The following is a 23,981-nucleotide window of genomic DNA, read 5'->3' on the forward strand; positions in this document are numbered from 1 at the left end:
GAACGTACTTCGCACTTTTTAAAATAGTATTCCCCCAAGAACAACACTTTAAAAACTACCACTTGAACAAATGACTGCCAGTGCAAAAAAATGCAACCATTTGATTAAGTCAATGTGAAACTATCAATCATTAAAATTTCATCATTTTTACTTTGACAAAGTTGGGTATAAAATCAGCCGGACACAATACCCACTTTTGGTGATTTTTTAAAAATACCCACTTTTGGTGATGTTTAAGTAAGTACCAAAAAATTGGTTTAGTCTGTCTTCCAGAACATTTAATTGACAATTTAAAAAACTCAATTACAGTTAAACTAGATTGTTTATATTTGCGTAAATTATAGTAATGTCTGAAAAAATAACTCCATATAAAGACTCTTCTTTAGGTAAGAAAGAGCAGGTTGCCCAAATGTTTGATAACATCTCAGGCAACTACGATAATTTGAACCGTGTAATTTCATTTGGCATTGACACTAAATGGAGAAAAAAAGTATTGAAAATAGTTTCTGATTCTAAACCAAAAGTTATCCTTGATATCGCTACCGGAACTGGTGACCTGGCTATTTTGATGGCCAGAACTAATGCAGAAAAAATCATTGGCCTTGATATTTCGGCCGGAATGCTTGAAGTTGGAAAAAAGAAAGTCGAAGAAAAAAAGCTTTCTAATGTTATAGATTTAGTTTTAGGCGACTCAGAAAATATTCCTTTTGAGGATAATTATTTTGATGCGATTACGGTAGGTTTTGGCGTACGTAATTTTGAACATTTAGAAAAAGGTTTTGCCGAAATTTTACGAGTTTTAAAACCAAACGGCATTTTTGTAATTCTGGAAACTTCTGTTCCAGATAAAACACCATACAAACAAGGATATAAATTTTACAGCAAAAATATACTTCCACTTATTGGAAAATTGTTTTCAAAAGACAATTCAGCTTATGGTTATTTATCTGAATCTGCCGCAGCTTTTCCTTATGGAGAAGCACTAAACAATATTTTGAGAAAAACTGGGTTTATAGATGTTGTAGCAATGCCGCAAACTTTTGGTGTAGCAACCATTTATTCAGCATCTAAAAAATAGTATGAAAAAAATTGTAATTGTATTTTTATTAGTCTTAACGACAAAAGGATATTCTCAATTTGCTAAAAATATGTTTAGTAAAGATCCTATTATTAACCTTGAAAACTGGCAGAAACAACGTGTCTATTTTGGTTATTATTTAGGCTTCAATAGTTTTGACTTTAAATTTGATTACAAAGATGTTGTTCAGAAAGATATTCAGGTAAAAAAAACAACCGGTTTTAATGTGGGGGTTGTTGCTGATTTAAGACTGCAGGAGTATATTAATTTACGTTTTGAACCAGGTTTATACTACACAAAAAGAGATTTATATTTCCCGGGAGTTGGAAACTTAGAAAAAGATTATTTGCGAGAAGTAAACAGTACTTACATTCACTTTCCTTTATTATTAAAGTTTTCATCTTTAAGAACCGGAAATATTCGTCCTTATTTAGTGGGCGGAATGTCAACCACTTTAAACCTATCAAGCAACTCAAGCTCTATAGATGATAACTTTGAAGGTAAATTCAGGGCTAAACAATGGACAGCTGCTTACGAATTAGGTTTTGGAATCGATTTCTTTACAGAATATTTTATCTTCTCTCCTTCTATTAGAGGCATGTTTGGTATTACTGATGAGTTAATTCGTGATAATGTAACTCCAGAACATCCGGTAAGTCCGTATACTGATAATATAGATTCAATGAAATCGAGAGCTATTTTAATAAATTTCACATTTCATTAAAACAAAATCTTAACTATTTCGTTTAAATTCACTAAGAATAATTGCTGTTGCTGTAGCTACATTTAAACTTTCGGTTTTTTGCAGCTCTCCAAATCTTGGAATTGTAAGTCGGCTCGTGACTATTTTTTCAATTTCTGCCGAAATACCATTGGCTTCATTACCCATAATAATGATTCCGTTTTGTGGTAAATCAGATTGATAAATGTTATTGCCATCCATAAAAGTTCCAAAAACAGGAAGTTTTGTTTGACTTATAAAAGTTTTTAGATCAACATAATTTACGTTTACTCTGGCAATTGATCCCATTGTGGCCTGAACCACTTTTGGATTATAAATATCGACTGTTTCTTTTGAGCAGACAATTTGTTTGATTCCAAACCAGTCGCAAAGACGCATTATCGTTCCTAAATTTCCCGGATCACGAATATCGTCTAAGGCCAGAATTAAACCAGAATTCATGATTTGATTTTCTACAGGCATTTTAAAAACTGCCAAACAAGAATTTGGAGTTGTTAAAGCACTTATTTTTTTCAGTTCTTGTTCATTAATAAGAGTTCGTTTTGCAGTTTGAACTTCTTCAAAATCATTTAACATGGTGTATAAATGCTCTAATTCAAAATTGGATTGCAACAATTCCTGAATTACCTTTACTCCTTCGGCAAAAAACAATTGATTTGCAAAACGCTGTTTTTTTTGATGCAGGCCTGATATAAGCTTTATTTGGTTTTTACTAACCATAAAATAAATGTACTTTTGAATTAAATATTAAAAAACACTTGAAAAATAATTCCACAAAAATAACAGCATTTATTCTAATAGCAATACTTATTTGCGCTTGTAATGCTGTAAAAAGAGTTCCGGATGGAAAAAACCTTCTTGTAAAAAATAATATTGTTGTAAATGGAAAATCTACAAACGATGAAAACGCATCCAATCAATTGTACCAAAAACCAAACGGTACTTTATTAGGATACAAACTGCGTTTAAACTTATACAATCTGGCCAATTTAAATCCGGATTCGACCTATCAGGCGAAATTTAAAAACCACCCGGGTTTATATGAACGCCAGGCGAAACTACTATCTGCCAAACAAGTAGACAGGCTTGGTCAGTCTTTTTTATACAAAGGAATTCACGAATTTTTAAAAAATACTGGAGAACCGCCGGTAATTATTGACACTGTAAGAACTAAAAAATCTTTGCAGCGTCTAAAATTTTACTATTTCAACAATGGTTATTTTAATGTGTCAACAGATTATACAATCGATAGTATTGCCCGAAAAAAAGCACAGATAAATTATAATATTACAACAGGACCAGGTTATACTCTTGATACGATTAAAACTAAAATATTGACTCCTGCACTCGATTCATTATACAAAATAAATACTGATCCTTCGTTTTTAAAATCAGGGAATCAATATAAAACTACTGATTTTGAGGAAGAAAAAAACCGTATTACCACTTATTATAGAAATCATGGTGCTTACTTTTTTCAACCAACTTACGTAACTTTTGACATTGATACTATTGGCAAAAAACATAAGGCTGATGTAACTTTAATAATCAATAACAACAATATTCAGGAAAGGGATTCAAGCAGAACGGAACCGTTTAAATTATACAAAATAAGCGATGTAAATATTTATACGGATTACTCGCCTGCTAACGCAAAAAGTAAAATTAACGACAGTACAACGTACAACAACTTTAATTTGTATAGTTATAAAAAATTAAAGTATAAACCTCGTGCAATTACAGATGCAATTTTTATTAATAAAGGAAGCACTTATTCTGACACAAGAACAACGCTTTCTTCCAGATATTTGAACAATCTTAAAATTTTCAATTATCCTTCGATACAATATGAAGTAGACAAACGTGATTCGACTGCACAATCTTTAATAGCAAATGTGTATTTAACACCGAGAAAAAAATACAGTTTTGGTGCAACTTTAGACGTAACACACTCTAATATTCAGGATTTTGGTATTGGGGCCAGTATTTCTCAAACTATTCGAAACGTATTCAACAGAGCCGAAACATTAGAAATTTCGGCACGTGCTAATATTGGTTCATCAAAAGACATGGCGAATCCAAACAATAACTTTTTTAATGTTTCGGAATATGGACTTGACTTAAAGCTTAATTTTCCAAGGATTTTACTGCCTTTTGGAACAGAAAAAATTATTCCGAAGAGGATGATTCCTTATACTTCAATTACATCAGGTTTTTCGAAACAGCAAAATATTGGTTTAGATAAAGAAAATTTTACCGGAGGAATCTCGTACAACTGGTCGCCTAAAAGATACAATACTGCTAAACTGGAATTGTTGAACGCTCAGTATGTTCGAAATTTAAATCCAAACAATTACTTTAATGTTTATACTTCATCTTATGATGAATTGAATGGTATTGGTAAGGATTACAACACTGTTGCTTCTAACTGGGGAGAGGACGCAGAACAACAAGCCCAAAAAAACCTAACGATCCCAACCGGAACTACAAATTTTACGAATGAGGTATTAACAGGCCAAACCGCATTAAAACCTGGAGATGCTGAATATAAAGATGTAGAAAGTATTGAAGAAAGAAGAATTCGTTTGACCGAGAATGACTTTATTCTTGCCACAAGTTATACATTTACGAAAACAACAAAAAAAGATCTTGCCGATAATACTTTTTATCAGTTTAAAACAAAAATAGAATCTGCTGGAACTTTATTATCAGCGATTTCAAGCATTGCAAAATTGGAAAAAAATGCAAATGGAAATTATTCGATTTTTAATTTAGAATATTCTGAATATTTAAAAACCGAATTCGATTATATTAAACACTGGGATTTTGGAAAAGAAAAAGTACTGGCGGTTAGAAGCTTTTTTGGAATTGCAGTTCCGTTTGGAAACTCAGATTATATTCCGTTCTCACGAAGTTATTATTCTGGAGGATCAAATGATAATCGCGCATGGCAGCCCTACTCTCTTGGTCCCGGAAGCACAAATGCCCTAAACGATTTTAACGAGGCGAATATGAAAATTGCCTTAAGTGCCGAATTTCGTTTTAAAATTTTTGGAGATGTTAAAGGAGCGCTCTTTGCAGACGCCGGAAATATCTGGAATGTGTTCGATAATGTGATTGATGACAAGGCAAGATTTAACAGCTTAAACGATTTAGATGAAATTGCTTTGGGTTCTGGATTTGGTTTACGATACGATTTAAGCTTTTTTGTTATTCGTTTAGATTTAGGCTTCAAGACCTATAATCCGGCGCATGACGAAGGCAACAGATGGTTTAAAGAATACAATTTTGGGCACTCGGTTTTAAATTTTGGAATAAATTATCCATTCTAATGCTAATTAATTCTTATTTTTGCAACCTAAAAACTAAAAACAACTATAAAAAAATTTACAATGGCACACAACATTAAACCAGGAGTAGCTACAGGAGATCAGGTTCAGGAGATTTTTAATTATGCAAAAGAAAAAGGTTTTGCTTTACCAGCAGTTAACGTTACTGGATCAAGCACAATCAATGGAGTTCTTGAAACTGCAGCAAAACTAAATGCGCCAGTTATTATTCAATTTTCAAACGGAGGAGCACAATTTAACGCTGGAAAAGGTTTATCTAACGCAGGTGAAAAAGCAGCTATCGCTGGTGGTATCGCCGGAGCAAAACATATTCACACTTTGGCAGAAGCTTACGGAGCAACTGTAATTTTACATACTGACCACTGTGCAAAAAAATTATTGCCTTGGATTGATGGCTTATTAGATGCTTCTGAAAAACATTTTGCAGAAACAGGAAAACCATTATTTAGTTCACACATGATCGATTTGTCTGAGGAGCCAATCGAAGAGAACATTGAAATCTGTAAAGAATATTTGGCTAGAATGAGTAAAATGGGAATGACATTAGAAATCGAGCTTGGTATTACAGGTGGTGAAGAAGATGGTGTTGACAACTCAGATGTAGACAGCTCAAAATTATACACTCAGCCAGAAGAAGTTGCTTATGCTTACGAAGAGTTATCTAAAGTAAGTCCTAAGTTTACAATTGCTGCTGCTTTTGGAAACGTTCACGGTGTTTACAAACCAGGAAACGTAAAATTAACTCCAAAAATCTTAAAAAATTCTCAGGATTTCGTTCAAAACAAATTCAACACTGGTCATAACCCGGTAGATTTTGTTTTCCACGGAGGTTCAGGTTCTACACTTGAAGAAATCAGAGAAGGAATTAGCTACGGAGTTATCAAAATGAACATCGATACTGATTTACAGTTTGCATACACTGAAGGAATCCGTGATTATATGGTTAAAAACCTTGACTATTTAAAATCACAAATTGGTAACCCAGAAGGTGCTGATGCTCCAAACAAAAAATATTACGATCCAAGAAGATGGGTTCGTGAAAGCGAAGTAACATTCAACGCAAGACTTGAACAAGCCTTTGCAGATTTAAACAATGTGAATACACTATAATTTTAGATATCTGATTTTAGATTTTAGATTTCTTTTTGGAATCTAAAATCTAAAGTCTAAAATCTTAAATCTTAAATTTTAAAAAATGGCTTGGTTTAAAAGACAGGAAAAAGGGATTACGACCGCGACAGAAGATAAGATGGACGTTCCGAAAGGATTGTGGTACAAATCTCCTACTGGAAAAATTATTGATGCTGACGAATTAGCAAGAAACTTATTCGTTAGTCCTGAAGATGATTTTCACGTTCGAATTGGAAGCGCAACCTATTTTGAAATTTTATTCGACAACAACGAATTTGTTGAGTTAGATAAAAACATGACATCAAAAGATCCTCTGCATTTTGTAGATACAAAAAAATATGCAGAAAGATTGAAAGATGTAATGGAAAAAACTCATCTTAAAGACGCTGTACGTACGGGAGTAGGAAAATCTAAAGGAAGAGAACTTGTAATCTGCTGTATGGATTTTGCTTTTATTGGCGGGTCTATGGGAGCAGTTGTAGGTGAAAAAATTGCAAGAGGTATTGATCACGCCATCAAAAACAAACTGCCTTTTGTAATGATTTCTAAATCCGGCGGGGCTCGTATGATGGAAGCGGCTTATTCTTTAATGCAATTAGCAAAAACTTCTGTAAAACTAGCTCAATTAGCAGAAGCTAAATTACCTTATATCTCTCTTTGTACAGACCCTACAACGGGCGGAACAACTGCATCTTACGCAATGTTAGGAGACATCAACATCTCTGAGCCGGGCGCTTTGATTGGTTTTGCTGGTCCGCGTGTTGTACGCGATACTACAGGAAAAGATTTACCAGAAGGTTTTCAAACAGCTGAGTTTCTTTTAGAACACGGTTTCTTAGACTTTATCACGCCTAGAAAAGAATTAAAAGATAAAATCAACTTATATATCGATTTGATTCAAAATAATGATATTAGATAGTTTTTTAAACTTCTAAAACATATAAAATCCCAAGAAGTATTTCTTGGGATTTTTTATATCTTAAATAACGAATATATCTCATTCCTACGGAACTTCTGAACGCGGGATTTAATCTTCCAACGGAATAAATTCCGTTGCTGCCGATGTTTCGTTCCTATAAAACTTTTTGCTTAAAAATGACAATTCTAAACTCTGTTATTTCTTTGGTCTGCCATTTCTTAATTCCTTTTCCGCAATTTTAAAAGCTAATTTCTCACGCCATTTAGCATAACGTTGTCTAAAAACTACTTTTATACCGCTGTCTACTGCTCCATGCATGAATAAACTCCAAACGCTCGCCATTTTTCGGGTTATAGATGAATCCCAGGCACGAAGTGTTAGAGAAAAAGAGCCATCTAAATAACGCATCCAGTGCCACATTCCGGTTGGCATAAATAACGTATCTCCGTGTTCCAGAAAAACTTCATAACCTTCAACACCTTTTAAAGCGGGAAATTTTTCAAAATCAGGATTTGCAACATCATAATCTTCCAGAGCATAAGTTGTATTAGGCACACAATAAAGCCTCTTTTTCCATTTATAGTCAAACAACCTAATATGTTTTCTGCCTCCAAAATGAGTGTGAAAAAGATGTGGCAGATCAATATCATAATGCAAAAAAGTAACGGCATCTGAGCCTCCAAAAAACATGGCAGGCATACTTTCTATAAAACCGCCCATTAATTCTTTTGGAACTTTTACATCATCAACTAATTCAGGTTTATGTTTAAAGAGATTGAAGAAAAAAATACGCAAATCTGTTGGTTCTCTTTTTATTAAATCAAGATACTCCCCAAATTTCATACTGGCAATTGAGGCATTAATTACTTTGGTTGGATCTGCTTTAGAATTATCTACTAATTTTACTTCAATATCTCCTGCAATTTCCTTAAAATAATCTGTAGACCATTTTTCTTTTGCAGGCCAATCTTTTGTCAATCCTTTTATAATAAGAGGTTTCCTTCTATCTAAATAATTCTTTTTAAAATCTTCTCTCGAAATAGACTCAACAGCATCAACGGGTTTTAGTATAAAGCTCATTTTTTTATCATTTAAATTCTATGTTGCCAAAAATATTTAAATAATCCCCGCCTTCAAAATTTTAAGTAAAATATTACAAAAAAAATACTACATCCCGGTCCGTATAGCCTCAACTGGATCTAAATTTGCAGCAGAAATTGCTGGTAGAATTCCCGAAATCAATCCGATAAATGCCGCCAGACCAGTTCCCAGAAGTATATTTCCTAAACTTAAAACAAACTCAAAGTCCAGTGCTTTTGTTAGAATAATGGCAATTCCCCAAACCATCAATAAACCTATAATTCCACCAATTACGGAAAGAATTATGGCTTCAAATAAAAACTGAAATAATATAAAACGATTTTTTGCTCCTAATGACTTTTGAATTCCAATTAAATGGGTTCTTTCTTTAACCGAAACAAACATAATATTTGCAATCCCGAATCCGCCGACTAAAAGAGAAAATCCGCTTATAATCCACCCCACTACATTCATCTGTCCTAAAATTCCATCGATAAAATCAGTAAACCCGGAAAGTACATTGATAAAGAAATTATCCATTTCCCCAGCTTTCATTCCACGGATTATTCTAAGTTTTTGAGCAACTTCAGCTTTGTAAGCATCCATATCGACTCCTTTCGTGGGTTTTAAAACAATAACTGGAGTCATCGCATCGCTGTCACCATACATTCGACGTAAAAAATTGGCCGGCAGATAAACCGATGTATCATTACTGTCTCCAAAAAATCCCGCGCCTTGTTTGGCAATTACACCAATAACGGTAAAACGCTGTCCGTAAAGACGAATATTTTTTCCAATCGGATCACTTGAACCAAAAAGTCCTTCTGCAATTTCATATCCTAAAACAATAACTGCCGTTCCTGAATTCGATTCAGATTCGTTGTAAAATCTTCCTTTATCAAAACTTAATCCATCGATATCTACCATTTCAAATGAAGATGGAACGATGTTTACATCAGCAGCCGTTTTCGAATCATACTTCAAGGTTTCTCTATTTACAAAAAGCTGATAACCTACCTGGTCTGTATTATTCATAGAATTTTTCAGACCTACATATTCATCATATTTTACATTTGGAAACTGTTCTCTCTTCCATTGTGGAATTTCAGACGGCCCAAAGTTAAATTTCATTAAATAAATCGTATTTTTATCTAAACTGCTCAAATCTTTAGTGATTTTTTTGTCTAATGAATCAACGGCAGCCAAGACGGCAATTATCGAAAATATACCAATTGTAACACCCAGCAATGATAATAAAGTACGCAGTTTATTATTTCGTAAAGCGTTTATCGCAAAGCTGAGACTTTCTTTTAATAATCTTAGATAAAGAAGCATATAGTAGTATTTTTCAATAAAGTAAAATTCAATAATTTAAAAACAAAAACCTAATAAAAGTTAACTTACTCATCAGTAGATTTTTTTAAGAGATTGTTACACTAAATCTTTTAAAATAATATATAAAAAAACTACTTTTGCAGTCTGAAAATCATAACTACACAATGAGCACAACTAAAAAAATACAATCAGCATTAATATCTGTTTTTTCGAAAGATGGATTAGAACCAATTGTTAGAAAATTACACGAACAAAACGTAACACTTTACTCAACTGGAGGAACAGAAGATTTCATTAAAAACCTTGGAATTCCGGTAGTTCCTGTTGAAGATATAACTTCTTTTCCTGAAATTCTTGGAGGAAGGGTAAAAACTTTACATCCGAAAATTTTTGGCGGAATTTTAAATCGTCAGGATAATGAAAGTGATGTTCAGCAAATGAAAGAATTTGACATTCCTCAAATTGATTTAGTAATTGTTGATTTGTATCCTTTTGAAAAAACTGTTGCTTCTGGTGCAAGTGAACAAGATATTATTGAAAAAATTGACATTGGCGGAATTTCATTAATCCGTGCCGGTGCAAAAAATTTCAAAGACACTGTAATTGTTGCTTCTGTTAACGAATACAGCCTTCTTTTAGATTTGATAACGGAACAAAATGGAGCTACAACTCTAGAAAACAGAAGATTGTTTGCTACTAAAGCTTTCCACGTTTCATCTCATTATGATGGTGCAATTTTTAACTACTTCAATACTGACGAAACAATTTACAAAGAAAGTATTGATAACGGACAAGTTTTAAGATATGGAGAAAACCCGCATCAAAAAGGATTTTTCTTTGGAGATTTTGATGCTATGTTCAAAAAAGTTCACGGAAAAGAATTATCTTACAATAACTTATTAGATGTTGATGCTGCAGTTAATTTAATTGCTGAATTTAAAACTGACGGACCTACATTTGCTATTTTAAAACATAACAATGCCTGCGGTTTGGCTTCAAGAAAAACCATAAGCGAAGCTTATTTAGCAGCTTTGGCTTGTGATCCTACATCTGCATTTGGCGGCGTTTTAATTGCAAATACTAAAATTGATTTGGCTGCAGCGCAGGAAATCAACAAACTATTCTGTGAAGTTGTTATTGCTCCAGCTTATGATGATGAGGCGATTACAGTTTTACAAGAAAAGAAAAACAGAATTATATTAGTTCAAAATGAAGTCGAATTACCTTTAAAACAAGTTAGAACATGTCTTAATGGTTTGTTAATTCAGGACAGAAATAATATTACAGATAATAAAGAGCATTTAAAAACCGTTACTATTACTGAACCTACCACTCAGGAGATCGAAGATTTGATCTTTGCTTCAAAAATTTGCAAGAATACAAAATCAAACACAATCGTATTTGCAAAAAACGGAACACTGATTTCATCCGGTACAGGTCAGACTTCAAGAGTCGACGCTTTAGTACAGGCTGTTGACAAAGCAAGAGCTTTTGGATTTGATTTAAATGGAGCTTCGATGGCAAGTGATGCATTTTTCCCTTTTCCGGATTGTGTAGAATTAGCCAAAAAAGCAGGAATAACCGCAGTAATTCAGCCGGGAGGTTCGATAAAAGATGAATTAAGCATAAATTATTGCAATGAAAATAATCTTGCAATGGTATTTACAGGAACACGTCATTTTAAACATTAATTTGTTTAACTTTGTTCGATAAATAATTTTATAACATTTTAAACCCCTAAAAAACTTATGGGATTTTTTGATTTCATGACCGAGGATATTGCGATAGACCTTGGTACCGCAAACACTTTAATCATACATAATGATAAAGTCGTTATTGATAGTCCGTCAATCGTTGCACGTGATAGAGTGTCAGGCAAAATCATTGCTGTTGGTAAGGAAGCCAACATGATGCAAGGTAAAACGCATGAAAACATCAAGACCATAAGGCCTTTAAAAGATGGTGTAATTGCCGATTTTGATGCTTCGGAAAAAATGATCAACATGTTCATTAAAAGTATTCCAGCATTGAAAAAAAGAATGTTTACTCCTGCATTACGCATGGTGGTTTGTATTCCTTCTGGTATTACTGAGGTGGAGATGAGAGCGGTAAAAGAATCTTGTGAAAGAGTAAACGGAAAAGAAGTTTACTTAATTCATGAGCCTATGGCAGCCGCAATAGGTATTGGTATCGATATCATGCAGCCAAAAGGAAACATGATTGTCGATATTGGAGGTGGTACAACTGAAATTGCCGTTATCGCATTAGGCGGAATTGTATGCGACAAATCTGTAAAAATTGCGGGAGACGTTTTTACAAACGATATTGTTTATTACATGCGTACACAGCATAACCTTTTCGTAGGGGAAAGTACTGCTGAGAAAATTAAAATTCAAATTGGAGCGGCTATCGAAGATTTAGACGGACCGCCAGAAGATATGTCTGTTCAAGGTAGAGACTTACTTACAGGAAAACCAAAACAAGTTGATGTTTCTTACCGTGAAATTGCAAAAGCATTAGACAAATCGATTCAGCGTATTGAGGATGCAGTAATGGAAACATTATCTCAAACTCCTCCTGAGTTAGCTGCCGATATTTACAACACTGGTATTTATTTAGCTGGCGGGGGATCTATGTTAAGAGGTCTTGACAAACGTATTTCTCAAAAAACAGATTTACCTGTTTACATTGCTGAAGATCCGTTAAGAGCAGTTGTTCGCGGTACAGGAATGGCGCTTAAAAACATCGCAAAATTTAAAAGTATCTTAATCAAATAAGATTCAGAAATAACAATCAATATACTTTTATTAGGGTCAAATTTCTAATATTTGACCCTAATAAAATTTGAAACCTTAAAGCATATCCTGAAACAAAATAACCAGACACGAAATGCAGCAAATTTTTAATTTCATTATAAGAAACAGTAATCGATTGCTGTTTTTGCTGCTTTTAGGTATTTCGTTGACTCTCACAATTCAATCGCATTCCTATCACAGAAGCAGAGTAATCAGTTCCGCAAATTTTTTGAGCGGAGGTGTTTATGAAAGAATCAATCGTGTAAACGAATATTTGAATTTAAGAGCCGAAAATGACGAACTTGTACTTGAAAATGCAAGGTTAAAAAGTCTTTTATTTAATAAAAAAGACACTACCAAAGCACCACTGGCAGACAGCATAAAAGGTATTAAACCTGCCGATATTATTGTTTCAAAAGTAATTCATAATTCTTATAATACACACGAAAACTATATCACTCTTAACTCAGGAAGCAAAGAAGGGGTTAAACAAGATATGGGTGTTATTAACAGCTTAGGAATTATTGGTGTTATCGACAATACTTCGCCAAATTACTCAACTGTGGTCAGCATTTTGAATATGAAGTCGCACATTAATGCAAAAATTAAAAAGTCAAATCATTTTGGTTCATTAACATGGGACGGAAAAAGTACTGGATTTGTTCAGTTAGAAGATGTTCCCAGATTAGCATCCATCAGAAAAGGTGACACGATTGTTACCGGAGGACAATCCGTAATTTTCCCAGAGGGAATTAATATTGGAACCGTAGATGTTGTATACAAAAAAGAAAATACAAGTTTTTATGTTATAAAAGTTAAGTTGTTTAACGATATGACAAACTTAGGACATGTTTATATTATCAAGAGTAAGGACAGGGAAGAACTTATTAATTTAGAAAACAAAAGCAAAGAAAAAGATGAGTAGCGCTTTGTTGGTAAATATTTTTCGATTTATTATGTTGCTGGCAATTCAGATTGTTATTTTTAACAACATGAATTTTTTAGGATACATAAGTCCTTTTCCATATATCTTGTACATTATTTTATATCCGGTAAACAGTAACAGAGCAGGATTAATTATTTCAAGTTTTTTACTGGGATTAGTAATGGATATGTTTTGTAATTCTGGCGGAATCCATGCTACAGCTTGTGTGCTTCTTTCTTATTACCGGCCGTATATTTTTAAGTTTTCATTTGGTTTAAGTTACGAATATCAAACCATTAAACTAAACGAATCTTTAACGCCTGAACGCTTTTCATTTATATTAGTCTCTGTTTTATTACATCATATTGTATTATTTACTTTAGAAGCTTTTCAGTTTAAATTCATACTAGACATCTTACTGCGAACATTATTTAGCAGCATTTTTACAATAATCACTTCAATTATAATAATTTATATTATTAAGCCCAATAAACGATGAGAAAAGTTCTGCTGCCCTCTTTAATTATTATTGCAGCATCTTTGCTAGTGATTAGGATCTTTTATCTGCAGATTATTGACGATTCATTCAAATTGAAATCAGAAAACAATGCAATTAAAAAAGTCTATGACTATCCTGAACGCGGTTATATTTATGACAGAAATGGTAAGTTATTAGTTGCCAATCAGGCTTCTTATGATATCATGGTAATCCCAAGAGATATTAAAGAAAATCTTAATATCCCTGAATTTTGTGCCCTTTTAAATATTACACGAGAAGATTACGAGAAAAGAATTGCAAAGGCAAGAGTTTACAGCCCTAGGCTCCCATCTGTATTTTTATCTCAGTTAAATAAAACCGAATTTGCTGCTTTTCAGGAAAAAATCAGAAAGTATGAAGGTTTCTATTTTCAAAAACGTTCTCTTCGTGATTACGAAGTAGACTACGGTGCTAATATTTTTGGTTTCATTACTCAGGTAAACGAAAAACAAATTGAAGAGAATCCATACTACAACAGTGGTGATTTAATTGGAAAACAAGGTGTAGAACAAAGCTATGAAGAAATTTTACGCGGTATAAAAGGTGTAAAATATATTCAAAAGGATAAATATAACCGGGAAATTGGCGCCTACAAAGAAGGAAAATATGATACAATCGCCGTTGCCGGAGAAGATATCAATTTAACTATTGATGCCGAGCTTCAAAAGTATGGTGAAGAATTAATGATTAACAAACGCGGTGGAATTGTTGCTATTGAACCAAAATCTGGTGAAATATTGGCATTGGTTACTGCTCCTTCTTACGATCCGGGGATTCTGGTTGGAAGACAAAGATCTAAAAACTACACACTGTTATATCATGATTCTATTGCAAAACCTTTGTATGACCGTGGGCTTTTGGCTGAGTATCCTCCAGGTTCTCCATTTAAAATCCTAACTGGTTTAGTCGCGCTGCAGGAAGGTGTTGTCAACGAGCAGACTACTTTTATGTGTCATCATGGATTTAGTTACGGCGGTGGTCGTTTTATGAAATGCCACGGCTTTGGACCTCATCAATTACATAATGGAATTTATAATTCCTGTAACACTTACTTTGGTCAGGCTTATATGTTAACGATTAACAAATATTCAGATCCGGGTAAAGCTGTAGATGTTTGGAGCGGTCACGTAAAAAGTTTTGGTTTAGGTCAGTTTATGGGATATGATTTACCAACGGGTAAAAAAGGTAATATTCCAACATCAAAAACATACAAAAAAATCTATCCTAACGGAGGATGGCGAAGCTCAACTATTGTATCAAATGCTATTGGGCAGGGAGAGGTTTTAATGACCCCTATTCAATTAGCAAATATGATGGCAACAGTAGCGAACCAAGGATATTATTATACGCCTCATATCATTAAAAAAATTGAAGGCAAAAAAATTGATCCTAAGTTTACAGAAAAGCATACCACAACTATTGATCAAAAATATTTCCCGCCGGTTATCAGCGGATTATTTGATGTTTACAACAAAGGTACTGCTTATGCCCTTAGAGTAAACGGAATTGATATTTGCGGAAAAACGGGAACAGCTGAGAATTATGCCAAAATAAACGGTAAAAGAGAAAAGCTTAAAGACCACTCTATTTTTGTTGCTTTTGCACCAAAAGACAATCCGAAAATTGCAATTGCAGTTATGATTGAAAATGGAGGTTTTGGAGCAACTGTTGCGGGGCCAATTGCCAGTTTAATGATCGAAAAATATTTAAGAAAGAAAATCACAAGAACTGATTTGGAGATTCGCGTTTTAAATAAAAGTTTAGCAAGCGAATATGCCAAATTAGGCGGAATGAACGAGGCAAGCGAAATTGAGTCGACACCAAAAGATTCTGTTTTAAAAGCTAAGATTGTAGTTCCTAAAGCAGTAACTGCTCCAAAAACAGAAGTTAAAAAAACAATAATAGACACTACTAAAAATAATTAAGATTATTTCAGATGAAAAATCAAAGTGTAAAAAATAACATTGACTGGATAAGTGTCTTTATCTACATTGCGCTGGTAACATTGGGGTGGCTGAATATTTATTCCTCCTCATTATTATCAACCGATGGAACGTACCAAAAACAATTAATTTTTATTGGATGTACAATTCCACTAATTTTTGTTGTGCTTTTTGTTGATGGAAAATTTTACGAAAAATACGCTAGTATCATATTTGGTGTTGCATTATTGTCTTTGGCGGGATTGTTTCTCTTTGGAAAAACTATTGCCGGTCAGCGATGCTGGTATGCCATAGGAAGTTTCACGCTTCAGCCGTCAGAGTTTGCAAAAGCCGCTACATCATTGGCATTAGCCAAATATTTAAGTGATACGCAAATTAACCTAAAAGAAACTAACAGGCAGTTACAGGCTTTAGCGATTGTATTTCTGCCTGTATTGCTTATTCTGCCACAGCCCGATCCGGGAAGTGCGTTAATCTATAGCGTTTTTATTCTTGTTTTATTTAGAGAAGGACTGCCGGCCTGGTACGTTTGGACAGGTTTTATTACCATCCTATTATTTGTTTTAACGCTTATCTTAGAACCGTATGTCGTTATTTTAATTTCACTGGGTGTTCTAATTATTATACATTTTAAAGGAAGGGCAGTTGACAGGAATATCCTTTTAAGCGCAATTTTACTGGCCCTTATCTCTGGATTTGTCTTTTCTGTTGATTATGTATTCGACAATGTATTTAAACAGCATCATAGAGATCGTTTCAATATTCTTTTAGGAAAAACAGTAGATATGAAAGGTATCGGTTATAATACTAACCAATCTGAAATTGCTATTGGGTCCGGAGGATGGCTTGGAAAAGGTTTCTTAGAAGGAACACAAACTAAAGGAGGATTCGTTCCTGAACAGCATACCGATTACATTTTCACAACAGTTGGCGAAGAATGGGGATTTATTGGTTCTTTGATTGTTATTTTACTTTTTACCGGTTTATTCCTAAGAGTAATTTATTTAGCCGAAAGGCAAAAAACTAAATTCAGCCGGGTTTATGGCTATTGTGTCGCAGGAATTTTATTTATACATTTCTTTGTAAACATTGCAATGGTTATTGGTGTTTTTCCAACAATTGGAGTTCCGCTGCCCTTCTTTTCTTATGGAGGTTCCGGACTTTGGGGCTTCACTATTTTATTGTTCATCTTCTTAAAAATGGATGCTAATAAAGTGAATGAATGGTAGGATTTAAATTTAAAAACTCAATATTTTAAATTTTAAATTCCAATTATAGAAACTTCTCTTTCCATTGGATAACAAAATAAAAAATCATTCTTATAAGTTCTTTCTATAAAACATAGCCCACGGTTTCAACCGTGGGAAACGAATGAAATAGAGAATGGAATACAACATAACATACGATTACATATATTGAGAGTACCACGGTTGAAACCGTGGGCTATATTTAAAATGCGGTATAATTCAATTAACTATTTGAATAGATTCATCTAAATAACAGAAAACAAAAAAAGTCCAAAGTTTTTAAACTTCGGACTTTTTTATTTTATTCTTTGATATTATATTTCTTCGCTTGGTCTCTTTTTTAAGAGTTTTAAAAGAACCGGAAATGTCGAAATGATAATGATTATTATAATGATGTATTCAATATGTTCTTTTAAATCAATTCCTTTTTTCAAAAACACACCGTATAAGTAATGTCCGGCAAAGATTAAAATAAATGACCATAAGAAAGAACTCAAGATATTATAAAACATAAATTTCTTTTTATCCATAGAAACTATTCCCGCAATGATTGGTGCAAAAGTTCTAAAGATTGGCAGGAAACGTGCATAAATAATTGCTTTTCCGCCGTATTTTTCAAAGAAATCTTTTGATTGCAAAAGGTATTTTTTCTTGAACCAAAATGTATCTTCTTTTTTAAACAAATAATAACCGCTTTTTGCTCCAAACCAATAACCTGTCATGTTTCCTAAAACTCCCATAAATGCAACAGCAGTAGAAAGCAAAAATACATTGATAAAATCTCCCGGAATATAAACAACATTTTGAATTAAGTCACGGCTGTAAATACCTGCCAAAAAAAGCAGACTATCTCCTGGTAGAAAAAAACCTGCAAAAAGTCCTGTTTCGGCAAAAACTATAAACAGAACAATAAATAACCCAATCTCAAAACCTCCGATACTTAAAGTTATATAGAATTCAGGGTTTAGTAACTGGGTCCACTCAAAATTATTCATAAACGAATTTGATTATACTTATAAGTTTGTGAAATTAACAATAATTTACCTTAACCACAATTAAAAGCCATATTTTAAAGATAAATTAACTATTAAAAAAGCCCGAAGATTATACTCGGGCTTTTAAAATTATTTTTCTCTCTCATACTTACAGCAAGAATGAAGATTTTCATAATCAGCATCTGCGGCCTTTACTTCTTTTGTATCATGTCCAACTTTTGCAATTGCAGCATTCAAATCTTGTGGAGAAGATTTCTCTTCATTTAAAATCACAGTAAGCTGATGTGTGCTAATATCCCAAGAAGCAGTTTTTACACCCGGAACTCCAAATGCAGCTTTTTCAATTCGCTTTTTACACTGTTCACAGTTTCCGTTAACTTCTACAGTATATTTTAAATTCTTATTTTTTTTAGTTTGAGCCTGAGCCGAAAACCCTAAAAAAGTTATCATTGCTATTAAAATCAAATTTTTCATTGTCTGTTATTTAGTGTTATAAATTTATTATTGATATTGATATTGATATTGATATTGATATTGATATTGATATTGATATTGATATTGATATTGATATTAAATACCTATTTTATTTTAAAACGTAATCCTGCATAATACATCTGTCCAAAAATTGGTGCATAAGCAACAGAAGCATCAAAGTTTGGTCCAAAAGGATCATTTGCTCCTAAAATTGCTTTTTGCTGTTTGTAATTTCCAATATTCTCTCCTCCAATATATACCTCAAAAACTGGCGAGAAAATCCTTGTAACCTGAGCATTCATAACGACATACGAGGGTGAGAAATCAGGAAATTGATCTTCAGCAGGATTTGAAGCTGTGTACGGAAGCTGTTGTTTTCCAGACCAGTTAAAGGTATAATCGAACTTCCATTGCCTGCCATTACTTAAATTTGTTTCGTATTCTAAATTCCCCAGAAAACGATGTTTTGCCTGAAGCGGGCGCTGAAAAGTTCCTCTTAAATAATCTGTTTGTATGTCATAATATTTATAAGCCGTTCTTAAATTTAAGTTGTGAATTAGCTCATAATTAAATTCAATCTGAATACTATTAGCAAAAGAACTTCCTTTTAGATTATAAAACAAAACTTCCTGCGGACTCTGCATTAAATCTACAACGGCCTGGTTTTGAAAATCGGTTCTGTAGATATCAAATCCGGCATCGGCATTTTTACCAAAAAGTTTAAATTTCTGCGAAAAACTAACTCCGTAATTCCATGCAATTTCCGGATTTAATCCATAGATTTTTCCACTGTTATCTAAAATTGAAAATGTTCTCGAACTTGCAAAAAGCTGCTGATTCTCGGCAAAAATATTAGCCGAACGTTTTCCTCTTCCGGCAGAGAAACGAATTACTCCATTTTTCCAGGGATTGTATCTCACATGAAGTCTCGGTGTAGCAAAAAAACCTAAACGGTTATGATTGTCTACTCTTCCTCCTAAAATTATGCTGAAGTTATCTGTATTGTCATAAGTATATTCAAAAAATGCTCCAACCGAATTATCGATTCTACTGTAATCCGTAACATTTACAAACTCCTGATATTGATCGTATGAAAAATTTAAACCAGTCGTAAATTTATGCATCGTATTATTGATAATCGAATTAAAAATTAAATTCGAATAAAAACTATTCTGCTTAATATCATATTGATTTAAACCAAAATATGAATCTTGTTTATGACTATTGAAAGCATTTTGAAATCCGATGCTTTGATAGGGCATATCTTTAAAAACATATCCTATTTTCGTAGACACATCAAAACGTTCTGTATTGATTTCTGAACCCCAATGATTGGTAGTTCCTCGATCACGGTCTTTATCAAAATCAACTTCTCCGGTCTGTTTTTTATCATTCATGTATCTGAAATTGATAAAACTTACCAAACCACTTTCGGGATCATAATATTGATAACGGTTTAAAACATTTATTTGTTTTCCTAACGGATTGTCTAAAAAACCGTCATCGTTCATGTCGTTCTTAGCAACACGCGCATTTCCATGAACAAATAAACTTGTTGCCCATTTATCAGATAATTTTTTATTGAAATGCGTATTCAATTCAAATCTGGAATCGGTAGACCCATAAGCGTTCAGAAAAAATGGAATATCACTTAATGGTTTTAAAAGTTCGGTATTTATTTGTCCCGAAATACTTTCGTAACCATTAATAACACTTCCGGCACCTTTGGTAATCTGAACACTTTCGATCCAGGTTCCAGGTGTAAAAGACAAGCCATAAGCTTGTGACGCTCCGCGAACTGAAGGAATATTTTCTTCTGTTATCATTAAATACGGACTTGTTAAGCCCAGCATTTTGATTTGTTTCGTTCCTGTTAAAGCATCAGAAAAATTGACATCAATTGATGGATTTGTCTCAAAGCTTTCGGCAAGATTACAACATGCTGCTTTTAAGAGTTCTTTACTAGTAATTAAAGACGTATTTGCGGTAACGGTATAGGATTTTGTAATTCCTTTTTGCTTTTTTGTAATTTTTACTTCCTCTAGATTTTCTTGTGAAAACACAGAAACCGAAAGCAAAAACATCACAAAAAGCACGATATTATTTGACATAAAAAAGATTTTAATGTTATTTAGAAATTCTGTTTTTAAGTTTCTCACGAAGAAGAAACGTTCAACAGTCTATTACAAACCTTATAAAGAAGGCTTGATTCTAAACATTAAAATCAGGAATAAAAAATGTATTGATTATATAGCTTAAATAAGGGGGGCGAATTTGCATCAGAATAATACGAAATAACCTGATTGTTTTTGAAGTTTGGAATTGACAAAAACGCAATAGGTTTGTATTCCTGAATTACAGCTGGAAATGCAAGCTGAAAAAAGAAAACCTTAAAAGTTGCATCGCTTGATTTTTTTTCAAATTTTACAACTTTGTCTTTACAGCAAGATGATTTCTCTTCTTTTGCCCCACAGCATTTTTTTTCAGGTGATACAGAAGCTGAAGTATTTAAAGACACAGAAGCTATTTTTCCTCCGCAATAATGCACATCAAAAGCAAACCCCGTGTTGGAAACCAACAATAGGAACGCTAAAAATAATATTGTGCACTTTTTTAAACTCATACTGCAAAAGTATTCAAAAAGACTTGGATAAAAATATAATAAAATGTTATTTTTTTAAATTCTGAAGCTGGTAGTAAAATGCCGGAATAAACAAAAGTACAAATATGGGCTGAATAATAAATCTTCGAACATAAAACAACAGCCAGCTTTTCTCTGGAAAATATTCAACAATTATAAAAAACATTGCGAAAAGAACTACTGAAAAAAAAGTGTATAAAAAGGAACTAAAAATTAAAATTCCTTTATCCTTAAAAAGCGTATAAATCAGAATAAGAGATAAAGCAGTATTTAAAACAAACCGAAGTAAAAGATTCAGGAAAAGTTTTAACGAATCAACTTCTGGTAATTTGATATTATTAAAATCCGATTCAAAATAATCTAAAAACGGGTCATAAAAGATAGAACGTTCAAAGGCTCTTATCAACCCGAAACAGCAAATAACAAGTATCGAAATGAAAACTTTATTTTTTTCTTCTCTTATTTTATTTAGCATATTTCGAAAATTTATTAACCCAGATAATCCATAAAATAAAAACAGTTCCGTAAATAATTAACGGAAAAAGGACGCCGTGCAAAAAATGACTTTTTTCAGGAAAATGAAATAACAAAATTGTCAATAAAGCGATTCGGGCAATATTTAAAATATAAATAAACACGATTCCAAACAGGATATAATATAAGGTAACTTTAAACTTACCCGAAAATGCAAGCACAAAAGAAATAAATAAGATAATAACGCTTACAGCATTGCAGCCTTCTATAATTCTAACAATGTAATGATTGCTATATAGAACTTCTAACCAGGAACTGGAAAAGCTTTTTTGAACTTTTATATCAAAATTAAAAGCATGAAGCAGCTGCTCGACATTACGGCCAACCAAATTTGTAATTCCGTCGACTTCATCAGCTTTAAAGCTGTTCAAATAAAATTTATATAATAGCGTTAATGCAATGTAAGCTGCAAAAAAAGTACCTATAAAAATTAAAAACGGCTTGAATTGGGCTAGATATTTTTTCAACAGATTTTTTTTTCAAATTTATGTATTTTTTGAGTTCAGCTTTAAATACTTTTGTATAAAATTTTCAAATCATGACATTTCAAGAATTACAACCAAAAATAAGTGCTATAGTATCTGATAATAAAAAAGTTAGAGACGAAAAAATACTAGCTGTCTGCCAATTATTAAACGAAAATGTAGAATATTACAATTGGGTTGGTTTTTATTTTGCAAATCACGAAAATAAAACACTTCATTTAGGCCCTTATGTAGGGGCTGAAACAGATCATACTGTTATTCCTTTTGGGAAAGGAATCTGCGGACAAGTTGCTGAAAGCAATGCTAATTTTGTTGTGCCAGATGTAAAAGCACAAGACAATTATATTGCCTGCAGTTTAACAGTAAAATCTGAAATCGTTGTTCCGCTTTTTGTAAATGGAGTAAATATTGGCCAAATCGATATTGACAGCCACGTAATTGATCCGTTTACAGAAGCTGATGAAAGATTTTTGGAGCTTGTTAACCAAGAAGTTGCGAAGTTATTCTAGAAGACCTATTTTTAATGTATCAAAAATAGATCTGAATGAAAAAAAATGTATTCATCATATTTCTTCTTATAAGTTCAGTCAATCTATTTGGACAGATTAATGTTGTTTCAAAGAAAATTTTCCTTGACTCATTAAATCGTGAAGCTACTCCCGAAAACTATGTCTATACCAGAGTAATTACTAATTATTCTCAAAAAAGCGCGCGCTACGTTGTAACTGATTTTTACAAAAACGGAAGAAAAAAAATGACGGGCTGCACTTTAGATAAAGACATTTTAAAAAAGGATGGAGAGTTTATTTATTATTTCAAAAATGGATCGAAAGAATCAGTAGTAAATTATTCTGACGATCATAAAGTGGGTAAAGAGATTAATTGGTATGAAAACCAAAGTAAAAAGTCTGAGAAACAGAATTCGTGGAATCCTAAAACCAAAACAGCTCAAACTTTAATCCTTAATTTTTGGGATGAAAATAAAAATCAAACCGTAGTTGATGGAAATGGGGAATATGAAGAAAATGATAAGTTTGTTGCCCAAAAAGGAATGATCAAAAATGGTTTAAAACAAGGTGTCTGGACAGGAAACGATGCTTTACGTAAAGTTTCATTTACAGATAATTATGATCAGGGAATTCTAATTTCAGGAATGAGTATAGACGAAAACAATATAAAACTTTCTTACTCTTCCTTAAATGAAAAGGAAACAGGCAAAAAAATTCAGAAATCAAAATAGATTTTTGTTTAAAATCAATCTTCAAACCAATCACAAATAGCTGTATTTAAAATCAAACTGCCTTAAAATCAGCAAAAAAGGATTATTTTTACCTGAAATTGACTAATTATTAAAATTTTCAAAGTTTAAATTTATTTTTTCGGAAAAAAGATGTAATTTTGCACCCGTCTTACAAAGGATGTATGACATACATAAAAATCATTAAATAATATTGGAATGTATTTAACTAAAGAAAAGAAAGAAGAGATTTTCGCACAACACGGTGGTGCAACAAACACTGGAAGCGCAGAAGGTCAAATTGCATTGTTCACTTACAGAATTACTCACTTAACTGAACACTTGAAAAAAAATCGCCACGATTACAACACTGAGCGTTCTCTTGTACTATTAGTAGGTAAAAGAAGAGCTTTGTTGGATTACTTGAAAAAGAAAGAGATCAACAGATATCGTGAGATTATCAAAGTATTGAATATCAGAAAATAATCAATATAGAAAAGAGGTGCGAGAGTGCCTCTTTTTGTTTTTACAT

23 protein-coding genes are annotated in these 23,981 nt (G+C 32.8%); 14 read left to right on the forward strand and 9 right to left on the reverse strand.

Annotated features, from left to right (window positions below; genetic code table 11):
- The first annotated feature begins 346 nt into the window (after positions 1–346).
- Both ubiE and porT read left to right on the forward strand, forming a co-directional pair.
- Entirely contained in the window at positions 347–1,078 is a 732-nt protein-coding gene (ubiE, locus tag LUU93_RS00890; protein WP_232676687.1) for a bifunctional demethylmenaquinone methyltransferase/2-methoxy-6-polyprenyl-1,4-benzoquinol methylase UbiE, read from the forward strand.
- 1 nt (position 1,079) lies between these two features.
- A complete protein-coding gene (gene porT, locus LUU93_RS00895) occupies positions 1,080–1,802 on the forward strand; it encodes a type IX secretion/gliding motility protein PorT/SprT (RefSeq protein WP_232676689.1) in 723 nt (240 codons plus the stop codon).
- A gap of 9 nt (positions 1,803–1,811) precedes the next feature.
- On the opposite strand, the gene LUU93_RS00900 is transcribed toward porT, so the two are convergent.
- Positions 1,812–2,540, reverse strand: coding sequence for a TrmH family RNA methyltransferase (locus tag LUU93_RS00900; RefSeq protein WP_232676691.1), 729 nt, complete (start codon positions 2,538–2,540; stop codon positions 1,812–1,814).
- A gap of 38 nt (positions 2,541–2,578) precedes the next feature.
- Here LUU93_RS00900 and tamL point away from each other — a divergent pair, with 38 nt between their 5' ends.
- The 3 genes from tamL to accD all read left to right on the forward strand — a co-directional run bounded on the left by tamL (position 2,579) and on the right by accD (position 7,220).
- A complete protein-coding gene (tamL, locus tag LUU93_RS00905) occupies positions 2,579–5,152 on the forward strand; it encodes a translocation and assembly module lipoprotein TamL (protein ID WP_232676693.1) in 2,574 nt (857 codons plus the stop codon).
- 60 nt (positions 5,153–5,212) lie between these two features.
- Positions 5,213–6,280 carry a class II fructose-bisphosphate aldolase gene (gene fbaA, locus LUU93_RS00910; RefSeq protein ID WP_035645669.1) on the forward strand — a complete coding sequence of 356 codons (1,068 nt, stop codon included), beginning with the start codon at positions 5,213–5,215 and terminating at the stop codon, positions 6,278–6,280.
- An 85-nt stretch (positions 6,281–6,365) separates the two neighbouring features.
- Complete coding sequence (gene accD, locus LUU93_RS00915; RefSeq protein ID WP_026728501.1) at positions 6,366–7,220, forward strand: acetyl-CoA carboxylase, carboxyltransferase subunit beta; 855 nt, start codon at positions 6,366–6,368, stop codon at positions 7,218–7,220.
- A 195-nt stretch (positions 7,221–7,415) separates the two neighbouring features.
- Here the strand turns inward: accD and LUU93_RS00920 are convergent, their stop codons facing one another.
- Both LUU93_RS00920 and LUU93_RS00925 read right to left on the reverse strand, forming a co-directional pair.
- Entirely contained in the window at positions 7,416–8,300 is an 885-nt protein-coding gene (locus LUU93_RS00920; protein WP_232676704.1) for a cupin-like domain-containing protein, read from the reverse strand.
- 87 nt (positions 8,301–8,387) lie between these two features.
- On the reverse strand, positions 8,388–9,635 hold the full coding sequence (locus tag LUU93_RS00925; protein WP_232676711.1) for an ABC transporter permease: 1,248 nt from the start codon (positions 9,633–9,635) through the stop codon (positions 8,388–8,390).
- Positions 9,636–9,799: 164 nt separating this feature from the next.
- On the opposite strand from LUU93_RS00925, the gene purH reads away from it, so the two are divergent.
- The 6 genes from purH to rodA all read left to right on the forward strand — a co-directional run bounded on the left by purH (position 9,800) and on the right by rodA (position 17,065).
- The gene (gene purH, locus LUU93_RS00930) at positions 9,800–11,326 is read left to right on the forward strand and encodes a bifunctional phosphoribosylaminoimidazolecarboxamide formyltransferase/IMP cyclohydrolase (RefSeq protein ID WP_232676713.1); all 1,527 of its coding nucleotides are present in this window, start codon (positions 9,800–9,802) and stop codon (positions 11,324–11,326) included.
- Positions 11,327–11,383: 57 nt separating this feature from the next.
- Entirely contained in the window at positions 11,384–12,412 is a 1,029-nt protein-coding gene (locus LUU93_RS00935; protein ID WP_008466528.1) for a rod shape-determining protein, read from the forward strand.
- A 112-nt stretch (positions 12,413–12,524) separates the two neighbouring features.
- Positions 12,525–13,355 (forward strand): rod shape-determining protein MreC, encoded by an 831-nt coding sequence (mreC, locus tag LUU93_RS00940; protein ID WP_232676715.1) that lies wholly within the window; start codon positions 12,525–12,527, stop codon positions 13,353–13,355.
- Complete coding sequence (locus LUU93_RS00945; RefSeq protein WP_232676717.1) at positions 13,348–13,854, forward strand: rod shape-determining protein MreD; 507 nt, start codon at positions 13,348–13,350, stop codon at positions 13,852–13,854. The genes mreC and LUU93_RS00945 overlap by 8 nt, the downstream gene beginning before the upstream one ends.
- Complete coding sequence (gene mrdA / locus LUU93_RS00950; RefSeq protein WP_232676726.1) at positions 13,851–15,818, forward strand: penicillin-binding protein 2; 1,968 nt, start codon at positions 13,851–13,853, stop codon at positions 15,816–15,818. Before LUU93_RS00945 ends, mrdA begins: the two co-directional genes overlap by 4 nt.
- Before the next feature lie 11 nt (positions 15,819–15,829).
- Complete coding sequence (gene rodA, locus LUU93_RS00955) at positions 15,830–17,065, forward strand: rod shape-determining protein RodA (RefSeq protein ID WP_232676737.1); 1,236 nt, start codon at positions 15,830–15,832, stop codon at positions 17,063–17,065.
- Between the two features lie 332 nt (positions 17,066–17,397).
- Here the strand turns inward: rodA and LUU93_RS00960 are convergent, their stop codons facing one another.
- The 6 genes from LUU93_RS00960 to xrtF all read right to left on the reverse strand — a co-directional run bounded on the left by LUU93_RS00960 (position 17,398) and on the right by xrtF (position 22,194).
- Positions 17,398–18,078, reverse strand: coding sequence for a DedA family protein (locus LUU93_RS00960; RefSeq protein WP_232676744.1), 681 nt, complete (start codon positions 18,076–18,078; stop codon positions 17,398–17,400).
- Between the two features lie 129 nt (positions 18,079–18,207).
- Positions 18,208–18,552, reverse strand: coding sequence for a heavy-metal-associated domain-containing protein (locus LUU93_RS00965; RefSeq protein WP_053470050.1), 345 nt, complete (start codon positions 18,550–18,552; stop codon positions 18,208–18,210).
- Between the two features lie 104 nt (positions 18,553–18,656).
- The gene (locus tag LUU93_RS00970) at positions 18,657–20,663 is read right to left on the reverse strand and encodes a TonB-dependent receptor plug domain-containing protein (protein WP_232676756.1); all 2,007 of its coding nucleotides are present in this window, start codon (positions 20,661–20,663) and stop codon (positions 18,657–18,659) included.
- A 113-nt stretch (positions 20,664–20,776) separates the two neighbouring features.
- Positions 20,777–21,175, reverse strand: coding sequence for an HYC_CC_PP family protein (locus LUU93_RS00975; protein ID WP_232676759.1), 399 nt, complete (start codon positions 21,173–21,175; stop codon positions 20,777–20,779).
- A 46-nt stretch (positions 21,176–21,221) separates the two neighbouring features.
- The gene (locus LUU93_RS00980; protein ID WP_232676767.1) at positions 21,222–21,668 is read right to left on the reverse strand and encodes an exosortase F system-associated membrane protein; all 447 of its coding nucleotides are present in this window, start codon (positions 21,666–21,668) and stop codon (positions 21,222–21,224) included.
- Positions 21,658–22,194, reverse strand: a complete 537-nt coding sequence (xrtF, locus tag LUU93_RS00985) for an exosortase family protein XrtF (RefSeq protein ID WP_232676777.1) — start codon at positions 22,192–22,194, stop codon at positions 21,658–21,660. Before xrtF ends, LUU93_RS00980 begins: the two co-directional genes overlap by 11 nt.
- 71 nt (positions 22,195–22,265) lie before the next feature.
- On the opposite strand from xrtF, the gene LUU93_RS00990 reads away from it, so the two are divergent.
- The 3 genes from LUU93_RS00990 to rpsO all read left to right on the forward strand — a co-directional run bounded on the left by LUU93_RS00990 (position 22,266) and on the right by rpsO (position 23,935).
- A complete protein-coding gene (locus tag LUU93_RS00990) occupies positions 22,266–22,721 on the forward strand; it encodes an XrtF-associated fRMsr-like GAF protein (RefSeq protein WP_232676779.1) in 456 nt (151 codons plus the stop codon).
- Between the two features lie 35 nt (positions 22,722–22,756).
- Positions 22,757–23,452, forward strand: a complete 696-nt coding sequence (locus tag LUU93_RS00995) for a toxin-antitoxin system YwqK family antitoxin (protein WP_232676781.1) — start codon at positions 22,757–22,759, stop codon at positions 23,450–23,452.
- 216 nt (positions 23,453–23,668) lie between these two features.
- Positions 23,669–23,935: a 30S ribosomal protein S15 gene (gene rpsO, locus LUU93_RS01000; RefSeq protein WP_125723301.1), complete on the forward strand. Its 267-nt coding sequence runs from the start codon at positions 23,669–23,671 to the stop codon at positions 23,933–23,935.
- Positions 23,936–23,981: the final 46 nt, after the last annotated feature.

It is taken from the genome of Flavobacterium soyae (genome assembly GCF_021245985.1).
GTDB lineage: Bacteria > Bacteroidota > Bacteroidia > Flavobacteriales > Flavobacteriaceae > Flavobacterium > Flavobacterium soyae.